The organism is Commensalibacter sp. A3DC, from assembly GCF_047307945.1.
GTDB lineage: Bacteria > Pseudomonadota > Alphaproteobacteria > Acetobacterales > Acetobacteraceae > Commensalibacter > Commensalibacter melissae.
In genome coordinates this window covers 1-7,768 of sequence record NZ_JAXOQA010000069.1, presented here as the reverse complement: position 1 = coordinate 7,768, position 7,768 = coordinate 1, and the positions used below count along the sequence as shown (strand labels likewise).

The window sequence follows — 7,768 nt, the reverse complement described above, 5'->3', positions numbered from 1 at the left end:
CAACTGGCATATTCTCTTGCTGAAGCTGCTGAACTAATCAAAGAAATTTCATTTACCCTCATGATTGTCGATGTTTATTTACCTGACGGAGATCCATATCCGCTGATTCTTAAAATGTTGCAAAAAAAATGCAGGGTACTTTTGATGAGTGGAAATTTTCAAATCAACCAGCGTATTAATGATTTACCATTTCCACGTATTGAAAAACCATTCAGGATAAAGAATTTAATTAAAAAAGTGGAAGAAACCGTTTCCAATCCTTTATCAGATGAATTGATAGAACTCGCTTCCTAATTGAAATTTTCATTAGGGCAGATAAACGATTTCATGCTGGTTAGCATTTGAATAATTTAACTCTACTTTATAGATATTATAGGTTTCCGCAATTCTCTGTTTGATTTTTCTTACGACAATCCCCTTTTTTTCTGAATTTAAAAAATAAACAGAAGGTGGCATATCTTTGCGACGCTGTGTACGAATTAAATAGCCATTTTTCCCATGGTAATCAGCTAAAGCAAAATATTTCCAGCGTCTATCAACCAGAATAATTGGATGATGCACCTCATAAAATGCCAATTCTGCAGCTATGCCATATTCATCAACAATGATTGGAACTGAATCAGGAATTTGACATGAAACCACTTTAGCTAATTCAGCCCACCCCCCCAATCGTTTTAACATGAGATCATATTTGGCCGGAATTGGAAAATATGCAAAAACCGATTGAATGTAAATCAAACCAACCATTATATTCCCGAGGATACAGGCTGACTTGATAAAACGATGAAAATAAATTGCCGTTATGACAGACAGGACTGGATATAATATTCCCACCCAGTTGGCCTGTACACGATCCCCAAAGGCATGCTGAACAAATACACAAACTGGAATAATAACCCATAACCACAATAAAAAATCATTCTCCGCTTTACTCTGCCAAACAATTTTTGTCAGTTTAATCATGGCCCAACAAAAACAAACAAAAAAGATGGGAGTGGCCAATCCGATCTGGCCGATCATTAATTCAGACAAAAACTGAACCGCACGACTGGGATGCCAATCCGCTGTTCTTCCACCCTGTTTTAAAAAACTGATCCATTGATGTCTTGAATTCCAAATAATCACGGGTAGGAAAATAAGTATCGTTAAAAACAGCCCTCCCCATAATTTCCAGGATTTTAAAGAAGATCGACCCAAAACTGTCAGAATGCACCAAACTCCTAATCCCGCAATCATTAACAACGCAGTATACTTGCTGAGCAATGCGCATCCTGCAGCTATACCAATAACCAGCCACCATCCCAATTTTTGAGTGGCAAGTAAACGTCCACATCCCCATATAAAAATACAAATAAAGAAAATTAATGGAGTATCGGGAGTTATTGTTACACTACCGACGCTAATAGCGAGGGTTGTATTTAATATCAAAACCGCAGTAATCGCATTTTTTTCTTTATCATGACTGGTATGACAAAAATCCATAACACTAAAATATATAAAAACACTTCCTATCAAACCGGCAAAAGGGGCAAGAAAACGGACACCCAGAGCGGTTTTATTACCAATCCAGCATCCCAATTTTATCCACAACGCCACCATTGGTGGATGATCATAAAAACTGTAATCTAAATGATTTGACCATAACCAATAATATGCTTCATCTGGCGAAAGCGGGCTGGCGGCAGCAACCCATAAACGAATGAGTGTCACGATAGATAAACCAAACCAAAACCATAATAAACAAGGTTTTACCGTTAACTTTTTTACCCATTCAAAATCAGCTTTTACAGAACACATATCAATAACCAAAATTCATGAAATCATCTGTTTTACATATTTTAAATTATAATTCGTTATCAAGAATGATTGGATGGCCCAGTATATAAATATTTTAATTTTCGTCAGTTTTTTTGATAAATTCCTCAAAGCAGCAAAATGGATTTATCAGATTGTCATCATTAAATTTGAATTATCTAGGATATCTTTTTAATTTTTTTTGAAGCAGCATTACAATAAATTGCATCATTATTTTTAAACCAAGTTTACTTTGTCCTGAAAAACGTTTTCGAAACTGAAAGGGAATTTCGATAACACGTATTGTAGAAGGACAGGATAATATCAAATCAAGTAATATTTTAAAACCGGTTCCTGTTAATGTCGGCATAAGATTTAAAAACAGCTTTCTTTTCAATACAAAAAAACCGCTCATTGGATCCTTTAATGGAACAGGTAAAATTTTTTGTGATAATGCAATGCCACGATCCGATAAAAATCTCCTCCAGTAATTTGCCAATCCCTGATTACTGCCACCCGATACATGACGGCTGCCAACTGCAAAATCAAAATTTCTATGAATTACAGCCTCAAGCATATCTGGCAGTCGTGTCTCATCATGCTGCATATCTCCATCAATTACCGCTATATAATCAGCAGAAGAGGATAAGACACCATCAATCACTGCAGACGACAAGCCTCTTTTGTTAACTCTAAGTATTCCACGTGCCCTTATATCTTGTCTGGCAAGTTTTCTAATCTCTTCAATTGTACCATCCGGAGAATTATCATCGACATAAATAGCCTCCCATCGCCACCCTACCAAAGCCGTTTCTAAAGCTCTAAAAAGAGGAAGGACATTATTTTTTTCATTATAACACGGAACAATAATACTAACTTCCGCGCCTATCGCTTTTTCTGAAGCGGATAAATATTTCATTTTTCAATAAAAGTTTACATTTGATCATCAAGCATTTATTTGGATATATCTGGATGATCGTATTCCAATGGAACGCCATGTCGATTAAAGCTGGTATGAATAACTTGTAATGTCTGAACCCTAGCAATGTGAGGATGCGTTATCAATTCATGCGTTATTCTATTTTCATCTTCGGTATTTCGCGCAATAAAACGAATTAAGAAATCAACGCCACCACGGACCATATGACATTCCCTTACCTCGGGAATATCCGCCATTTCCTTTTCAAATTCTTTTAATATGGCCTCTTTCTGGCTATCAAGACCAACCAGCACAAATACTGATAGGCACCATCCTACAGATTTCATATCTATATCCGCATGATAACTTTGAATAACCCCCATCGTTTCCAGACGTCTTACCCGCCTTAAGCAGGGGGGAGCAGAAATGCCAACTCTTTGTGCCAATTCAATATTTGTTATTCGCCCATCTTTTTGAAGCTCATCTAAAATGAGCCAGTCAATTTTATCAAGATCCGCTGCCTGATTCATAAATCGATTATCCTACCAAAACTTTCACTTTGTATAATTTAACAATTTATTCTTTAAACAATAGTTTCTTATTATACTATAGATGACTTATATATAAAAAATCTTTGTAATAATAGGACGAATAATATGGGTGAGACATTTCTTACGGATTTATTAATTATTGGGGCAGGCCCGGCAGGATACACAGCGGCAATCTATGGAGCCAGAGCAAATCTAAGCCCAACTCTCCTAACTGGATTACAGCCCGGTGGTCAGTTGACCATTACTAATGAAATCGAGAATTTCCCTGGTTTTGCTGATCCCATACAAGGCCCCAGGTTGATGGAACAGATGGCTCAACAAGCCATAAATGTTGGCGCCAAGATTATCAATGACAGCGTAACAAGGTGCTCCCTTCAACAGAAACAAAAAGAAAATAATTATTTCATATTGCAAACCGATATGGGAAATACCTACAAAGCAAAAACCGTCATCATTGCTACAGGTGCCCAAGCCCGTTGGCTAGGTCTCGAGGCTGAAGAAAAACTGCAGGGATTTGGTGTTTCCGCCTGTGCAACCTGTGATGGATTTTTTTATCGTGGTAAACAGGTTGCGGTAATTGGTGGAGGAAATACCGCTGTTGAAGAAGCTCTTTATTTAACCCATCATGCAGCTCATGTTTTCCTCATTCATCGTCGCAACAGTTTACGGGCGGAAAAAATCCAACAAACACGCCTCATGAAAAATCCAAAAGTTACGATTATCTGGAATAGCGTTGTAGAGGATATTTTGGCGGAAAGTAATCCTCCTTCTGTTACAGGACTTACATTAAAAAATACACTTACAAAAGAAATAAGCCAATTACCTGTTGATGGTGTTTTTATAGCAATCGGTCACACACCAAATACAAAACTTTTCAAAAATCAAATTGATCTTGATGAGGAAGGCTATATACAAACAACACCGGGAACGACAAAAACATCTGTTCCTGGCATATTTGCCGCTGGAGATGTTCAAGACAAAATCTACCGTCAAGCGATCACCGCAGCGGGTTCAGGATGCATGGCTGCACTTGAAGCCGAACGTTTCCTTTCCGCCTCAGAAGGATAAATATCGAAAAATAGAGGTCAAATATCTGGATTTTCTGAATAGTCGTATCGTATTCATACAATACGATGATACTGATCATCCAGTCTTACAATATCACTTTCATCAAGATAAGAACCAGATTGTACTTCAATGACAATTAGAGGTATGTCACCCGCATTTTTCAATCGGTGCACCATTCCCAGAGGAATGTAAACACTTTCGTTTTCATGCAGAAATATAACTTCATCTCCACGGGTTACCTCAGCAATACCGGAAACAATAACCCAATGTTCTGAACGATGATGATGTTTTTGCAGAGAAAGCTGCGCTCCAGTTTTTACAATAAGCTGTTTGACAAGAAACCGTTCTCCATGTGCCAACGTTTCATAATGCCCCCAGGGTCGATAACATTGGTTATGCCGAACAGCTTCCTGTTGTTTTACAGCATTCAATTTTTGAACAATTTTCTTAACATTTTGCGATTTGTTTCGATCAGAAACCAAAACGGCATCTTTTGTCACAATCACAACAACATTATCTATATCATTAACAGCCGCTACCATTTCTTCAGAACGAATATAGCTATTATGCGTATTTTCTAAGAATACATTTCCTATAACCACATTCCCTGACCGATCCTTCTGGCTTACATTCCATAATCCATTCCAGCTTCCGATGTCTGACCAGACAAGATCGGCAGATACTACGACCATGGCTTTTGTTTTTTCGGCAATGGCATAATCAATTGAAAGATCAGGAACCTTTATGAAATCATCATATAATATACGCTCGAAATATAAATCTGACTGTCTATTGTCAACAGCCTTTTTAACCAAGGATAATAATGTTGGGGTATAACGTTTCATTTCCTGCAACATCGTTTGTGCAGAAAACATGAACATGCCCGAATTCCATAAATATCCTCCCGACTCAACCATTAGCTGAGCCTGTCGAATATCAGGTTTTTCAGTAAAAGCCTTTACGGCATAAATATTCTTGATCTTATCAATAACTGAACCTTTCTCAATATATCCATATCCTGTTTCTAAACGTGTAGGTTGAATGCCGAAAGTTACAATTTTCCCGTTTTGTGCAAAAGCAACTGCCTCTTCTACCAATTTCACCAGTTTTGGAACATCTTGAATATATGCATCTGCCGCCATTACCCATAAAATTGTCTGAGCATCCAGTTCATTCGCCAACAAACTTGCAGTTGCTATAGCTGGTGCTGAATTTCGTCCAACTGGTTCCAAAACAATACGGGCATTTTCAACGCCAATTTCTCTCAATTGCTCTGCAATCAAGAAACGATGATCCTGATTGCAAATAACGATTGGCTCTAAAAAAATATCCCCTTTACCGCGTAAAACCGTGTCTTGAAACATGGATTTTTCAGTAATAAGGGGCCATAACTGTTTAGGGAAACTGGCACGAGACAGGGGCCATAACCGACTACCCGTGCCACCTGACAAAATAACAGGAACAATTTTCATTATGGATGTATCCTGCATTGCTGTTTCCCTTTATAATGTTTTAAAAATTTATTGCTGATTTATCCTTTCCCTTAATTCCTTCCCCGTTTTAAAAAAGGGAACATATTTTTCCTCCACAGTTACAGTTTCCCCTGTCCGAGGATTTCTTCCCGTACGGGCTTTACGATTTTTTACAAAAAAGGCACCAAAACCACGAAGCTCAACCCGATCACCCCTCGCCAGCGTTGTCTCTATTTCATCAAAAACTATTGAAACAATTTCCTCAATATATTTCAACATTAAATTAGGATGTTCGGATGCAATTTCTAATATTAGTTCAGATTTAGTCATTAACTCACTCAAATGTTATTATAGCTTATAATGATTCTTTTATGGGTGCCAAATCGCTAAAATACCACCAAAATTTTCATTTTCCTTATAAAAAATTTGATTGGCAATTGTTTTTAACGAAAAATTCATGATTGATTTGCCGCCAAGCCCAAACCAGTTTTCACTTTTATCTTTTTTTAATGTAACAACTTCAATGTCTGTTGGAAGATGATATGTTTTGATCATCCATTGTTTCGCATCCTCTTCATTACCGATCTGATCGACCAATCCCAATCTAACGGCTTGCTGACCACTATAAGGTCTCCCATCCCCCAATTCCTTGACACGGGCGATATCCATATGTCGCCCTTCAGCAACCATATTCGTAAACTGATCATAAAAATTGCCAATCAATCCCTGCAGCATTTTTTGACCAGCTGGAGACAAGGGTTTGACCATTGACGGCTGACCCTTTAAAGGACCTGAAACAAGCTGATCAAATGAAATACCGACCTTGTCTAACAACCCAGAAAAATCAGGAGATTCCATAATGACGCCAATTGATCCGGTTAAGGTAGAATTAAATGCAAAAATACGTTTTGCAGGTACTGAAATCATATAGCCTGCTGAAGCTGCCACACCTCCCATTGAAACAACAACAGGTTTGGTTTTTGAGAATTTTACCAGCGCATCATGTAACTGTTCCCCACCGGTAACCGCCCCACCAGGACTGTTTACATAAAGGATCATTCCCTTGACAGATTTATCCTTTAAAGCAGTATTGATCAGGGTTACCTGTTTGGAAACATCATTTCCAATAACACCCTCAATTTTCAATTTCACCAAATGCGCGTCATGATTACCAAGCCTCTTCGTTATTAATTTGGCAGAACCTGCCATTATCGATAAAACAAACAGACAGACAGCAAATAAACGCCATAAAACCAATTTGCGTTTCATCTTTTGCCGTTCCATTAATAAATCACTATCCACGTAAATTCATTCTCCACTTTTTAATAAAAGCATCAAATCTATCAATCTAAAATTTATAACGATCACGAAGCAAACAGTCAAAACATTATATAAAGATTACTTAATAGGGTTCTATTTTGTCTTAAGAGGCCTCTCTTCTCCCTCTCCTTACACTGCGAATATCACTGATGGTATTTTTACGACCAAGACCGATTTCTCGAGCCAGACTGGAACGACGTTCAGCATAGTTGGGGGCAACCATTGGATAATCAGGAGGCAAATTCCAACGTTCACGGTATTGTTCAGGAGTTAAACCATAGGCACTCTGAATATGCCGTTTCAACATTTTCAATTTTTTACCATCTTCGAGACAAATGATGTAATCCGGAAATACAGACCGTTTTACAGGAACAACAGGCTGTAATTTTTCTGCCTCATGACCATTTTTTTCAATTGAGGAAAGCGTTTGATATACCTGACGAATAAGTTCAGGCAATTGTTCGGCCTCCACTGAATTATTGGATATATGTGATGACACAATCTTGGACGTCAATTGTAATAATGATATTTTCTTGTCTTCTAATTCCATTTTTATTCACCAAATAATTTTTTAAATTCTAAAATAAATAAAGTATATCAAATACTTCATGTTAAAATAATTTAATATCGAATAATACTTAGCA

Annotated in this window: 9 protein-coding genes; 2 read left to right on the top strand and 7 right to left on the bottom strand. The window is 37.5% G+C overall.

Annotated features, from left to right (window positions below; translation table 11 throughout):
- Nucleotides 1-294, top strand: a 294-nt coding sequence (locus tag U0839_RS07705; RefSeq protein WP_413550411.1) for a hypothetical protein, incomplete at its 5' end; no start/stop codon positions are given.
- Nucleotides 295-306: 12 nt separating this feature from the next.
- Here the strand turns inward: U0839_RS07705 and U0839_RS07700 are convergent.
- The 3 genes from U0839_RS07700 to U0839_RS07690 form a co-directional block, all read right to left on the bottom strand.
- A complete protein-coding gene (locus U0839_RS07700) occupies nucleotides 307-1,797 on the bottom strand; it encodes an ArnT family glycosyltransferase (RefSeq protein ID WP_413550410.1) in 1,491 nt (496 codons plus the stop codon).
- A 172-nt stretch (nucleotides 1,798-1,969) separates the two neighbouring features.
- Nucleotides 1,970-2,713: a polyprenol monophosphomannose synthase gene (locus tag U0839_RS07695; protein ID WP_110438444.1), complete on the bottom strand. Its 744-nt coding sequence runs from the start codon at nucleotides 2,711-2,713 to the stop codon at nucleotides 1,970-1,972.
- Nucleotides 2,714-2,748: 35 nt separating this feature from the next.
- Nucleotides 2,749-3,243 (bottom strand): Lrp/AsnC family transcriptional regulator, encoded by a 495-nt coding sequence (locus U0839_RS07690; protein WP_110438445.1) that lies wholly within the window; start codon nucleotides 3,241-3,243, stop codon nucleotides 2,749-2,751.
- 126 nt (nucleotides 3,244-3,369) lie between these two features.
- On the opposite strand from U0839_RS07690, the gene trxB reads away from it, so the two are divergent.
- On the top strand, nucleotides 3,370-4,332 hold the full coding sequence (gene trxB, locus U0839_RS07685) for a thioredoxin-disulfide reductase (RefSeq protein ID WP_413550408.1): 963 nt from the start codon (nucleotides 3,370-3,372) through the stop codon (nucleotides 4,330-4,332).
- Nucleotides 4,333-4,385: 53 nt separating this feature from the next.
- On the opposite strand, the gene U0839_RS07680 is transcribed toward trxB, so the two are convergent.
- The 4 genes from U0839_RS07680 to U0839_RS07665 all read right to left on the bottom strand — a co-directional run bounded on the left by U0839_RS07680 (nucleotide 4,386) and on the right by U0839_RS07665 (nucleotide 7,674).
- Nucleotides 4,386-5,822, bottom strand: coding sequence for a mannose-1-phosphate guanylyltransferase/mannose-6-phosphate isomerase (locus U0839_RS07680; protein ID WP_155565818.1), 1,437 nt, complete (start codon nucleotides 5,820-5,822; stop codon nucleotides 4,386-4,388).
- 30 nt (nucleotides 5,823-5,852) lie between these two features.
- Complete coding sequence (locus U0839_RS07675; RefSeq protein ID WP_155565819.1) at nucleotides 5,853-6,134, bottom strand: integration host factor subunit beta; 282 nt, start codon at nucleotides 6,132-6,134, stop codon at nucleotides 5,853-5,855.
- Between the two features lie 39 nt (nucleotides 6,135-6,173).
- Nucleotides 6,174-7,106 (bottom strand): signal peptide peptidase SppA, encoded by a 933-nt coding sequence (sppA, locus tag U0839_RS07670; RefSeq protein WP_370533606.1) that lies wholly within the window; start codon nucleotides 7,104-7,106, stop codon nucleotides 6,174-6,176.
- Nucleotides 7,107-7,227: 121 nt separating this feature from the next.
- Complete coding sequence (locus tag U0839_RS07665) at nucleotides 7,228-7,674, bottom strand: MucR family transcriptional regulator (protein WP_155565820.1); 447 nt, start codon at nucleotides 7,672-7,674, stop codon at nucleotides 7,228-7,230.
- Between the last annotated feature and the right edge of the window lie 94 nt (nucleotides 7,675-7,768).